This window comes from Acidaminococcus sp., assembly GCF_050873445.1.
Lineage (GTDB): Bacteria > Bacillota > Negativicutes > Acidaminococcales > Acidaminococcaceae > Acidaminococcus.
Genome location: NZ_JBNMIU010000090.1, coordinates 1 through 3,305 on the forward strand (window position 1 = coordinate 1; position 3,305 = coordinate 3,305).

Annotated in this window: 3 protein-coding genes and 1 tRNA gene; all 4 read right to left on the minus strand. The window is 54.6% G+C overall.

The features are described from left to right. Window positions 1–187: 187 nt before the first annotated feature. On the minus strand, window positions 188–1,588 hold the full coding sequence (locus ACR0QW_RS10805) for an FAD-binding oxidoreductase (protein ID WP_432643639.1): 1,401 nt from the start codon (window positions 1,586–1,588) through the stop codon (window positions 188–190). Between the two features lie 70 nt (window positions 1,589–1,658). Further along, a tRNA-Ser gene (locus ACR0QW_RS10810) sits at window positions 1,659–1,747 on the minus strand. Window positions 1,748–1,772: 25 nt separating this feature from the next. Further along, window positions 1,773–2,240: a tRNA adenosine(34) deaminase TadA gene (gene tadA, locus ACR0QW_RS10815; protein WP_432643640.1), complete on the minus strand. Its 468-nt coding sequence runs from the start codon at window positions 2,238–2,240 to the stop codon at window positions 1,773–1,775. Continuing rightward, entirely contained in the window at window positions 2,240–3,163 is a 924-nt protein-coding gene (locus ACR0QW_RS10820; RefSeq protein ID WP_432643641.1) for a homoserine O-succinyltransferase, read from the minus strand. The genes tadA and ACR0QW_RS10820 overlap by 1 nt, the downstream gene beginning before the upstream one ends. Window positions 3,164–3,305 lie beyond the last annotated feature (142 nt).

The window sequence follows — 3,305 nt, forward strand, 5'->3', positions numbered from 1 at the left end:
AATATCCATTCAGGATATCCTCCTTTCAAAATGAAGTGGTTGGTAGCCATCTTCATTTTACCAAAGGAGGATTTTTTGGTATAGCTAAAAGCTTTCCAGAACCCCACGCATAGCGTGGGGTTTTCAAACCCGACAATAAAGGAAAGGGACTGTCGCATTTGCGACAGTCCTTTTTTTGATTGCCCAATCAATATACCGCCAGCACTTTCCCCGGGTTCAAAATATCCTGGGGATCCAGGGCTTTTTTGATGGCCTGCATCATATAGAGTTCACCCGGATCGGCCAGGGCTGCCAGCTGCTTCACCTTTTTGGCGCCGATGCCGTGTTCCCCGCTGAGTTTTCCGCCCATGGCATATACGTATTTGTAGGCTTTGGCATGGAAGGCATCCAGTGCCTGTTCCCATTCTTCGTCACTCAAATCGCCCTTCAGGATGGAAAAATGCAGATTGCCGTCCCCGGCATGGGCCAGAGTGAACACCCGAAAGGGATAATTTTGGGCTTCCCGGGATAATTCACTGATGGTCCGGGCAATTTTATCCAGGGGAACCACAAAGTCATCGCTGGTCATGACTTTGCTCAGCACCCGAGTGGATTCCAGACAGTTCTTCCGCAGCATCCAGACCCGGTCATCCGCCATACCCACATCCACGGCCCCATGGCTGCGGCACAGTTCATCCAGTTTCAGCAGCTTCCGTTCCATTTCTTCTTCATCGAAGGTCTCCAGGGTCAGGATCACATAGGATCCATCCTCATAATGGCCCAGTTTCAGTTTGGAATAATCACTGGAAGCCCGCACAAAAGCGTTATCCATGAATTCCACGCTGGTGGGGTCCAGACCTTCCCGCAGGAGTACCGGCACAATGCCTGTGGCTTTATCCTGATCCGTGAAGATGGCCAGCACATCGGATTTGTAAGGAGCCTGTGGCAGCAGCTTCAACGTCACTTCCGTGATGATGCCAAGGGTGCCTTCACTGCCGATTACCAGCTGATCCAGGCAATAGCCCGTACTATTCTTCTTGCTGCGGGTGCCCAGGTGAGCGATTTGCCCGTTGGGCAGCACCACTTCGATGGCATGGACCTGGTTGCGGGTAGTGCCGTAGCGCACGGCCTTGTCCCCGCCGGCATTGGTGGCCAGATTGCCCCCAATCAGGCAGCTGTCAGCGCTGCAGGGATCCCCGGCATAGAACAGGCCCTGAGCCCGGGCAGCCTGCTGTACATCACCGGTACGGGCACCGGCCTGAGTCCGCAGGTACATCCCTTCCGAGCTCACTTCCAGGATCTTATCCATCCGTTCCATCAAAAGCACCAGACCGCCGCATACGGGGATGGCCCCATCGGACACGCTGGTGCCGCCACTGCGGGGCGTTACCGGAAAATGGGCCTCATTGGCCAGTTTCATGATGGCTGCGATTTCTTCTGTAGAAGCCGGAGCCGCCACTACTTCCGGCCTGTGGAATTTCCGGGGATCTGTTTCCTCATCGGTCTTGTACTGTTCCAGGTGGTCCTGATCGGTCCACACGAACTTCTCCCCTACGATATCTTGCAGCTTTCCTACGATTTCTTCGGTAATGGGTCGATACGTTTTCATTTTCCTTCCTGCCTTCCTGCAAGAAGGGGCTGCCGCAAGCGACAGCCCCTTCTTTGATTGTGTTTGATTATGGCGGATGGGGAGGGATTCGAACCCTCGGTACCTTTTGGGCACACTTGATTTCGAGTCAAGCACCTTCAACCGCTCGGACACCCATCCATGAGATTTTTCTATTATACCATATTTACCGTCTGGCTTTCAAAAAATCTCGCAAAATTTCCCGGCTTTCTTTTTCCAGAACCCCGGCGGTCACCTCCGTCCGGTGGTTCAGTGACGGATGGACGGGCAGGTTGAACTGGGACCCGCAGGCACCAGCAGCACTGTCCCAGGCACCGTACACCAGCCGGCCGATCCGGGCATTCCAGATGGCCCCGGCACACATGGGACAGGGTTCCAGCGTAACATACAAGGTGCAGTCTGTAAGCCGCCAGCGACCCAGCACCTCACAGGCCCTGCGGATGGCCAGCATTTCCGCATGGGCGGTGGCGTCATGTTCCTGTTCCCGACGATTGTGAGACCGGGCCACCAGCTTCCCGTCCTGTACCAGCACAGCCCCCACCGGGATTTCCCCTTCCCGGGCCGCCTGCCGTGCCTCTTCCAGAGCCAGTGCCATAAAGCGGAGGTCTTCTGACGATGCCACCCGCGCCTCCATCAGTCCTTCTTCGTCAGCTTCGTCAAGTCGTACGGAGTATCCTGATAGACCATATTCAGCCAGTTCAGGTAGAACAGATGGGCGTAGCTGCACCACTTGAACAAGGGTTCCTGGGTCGTATCATCCGTCGGATAGTAATGCCTGGGCAGTGCCGGATCCAGTCCTTTGCCCTTGTCCCGCACATATTCATCCCGCAGGCTCATCCGGTCGTATTCGAAATGGCCCATGACGAACACCCGGCGCATATCTTCCGTGGCCACGATGTTGATGCCGTTTTCCACACTGCGGCTCAGTACCTGCAGTTCAGGATTGCTGTCCACCTGGGCATCGTCCACTTTGGTATACCGGCTCTGGGGAATGAAGTACCGGTCATCGAAGCCCCGCAGCAGAGGATGGTTCCGCACCGTAAGCCCATAAGGATAGATGCCGCAGAGTTTCTGGGGCAGCATCACCTTGGGGATGTCGTAATAGTAGTACAGGCCAGCCTGTGCGCCCCAACAGTAATGGAGTACAGCATACACATGGGTGCGTGCCCATTCCAGATACTCCTCGATTTCACCCCAATATTCCACATCCTCGTATTCCAGTTTTTCCACCGGAGCCCCGGTAACGATCAGGCCATCATAATATTTGTCGGCCACATCACTGAATTCCAGATAGGCGGATTCCAGATAGGAATTATCCGTATGGGTGCCCACCCGGCTTACCGGACGGCAGAAGTCGATTTCCAGCTGCAGGGGAGTGTTGCCCAGCAGGCGCAGCAGCTGTACTTCCGTAGGTTTCTTCAACGGCATCAGGTTCAGGATCAGGATCTTCAGGGGACGGATATCCTGGGTCATAGCCCGGTCATTGTCAATGGTGACGATATTCTCTTCTCTCAGTTTTTCCTTGGCAGAAAGATGGGGATCGATTTTAATTGGCATGTGAGTCACTCCTTCATACAATAAATAATCAAAACTACCCGTATAACGGGTAGTTTGCTCTGCGGCTATAAGCCGCGTTACCTGCCTCGGCCTTAAGGCCCTAGATTTAAAGGCTACCAACCGCACTACATTTCCTGGCAGC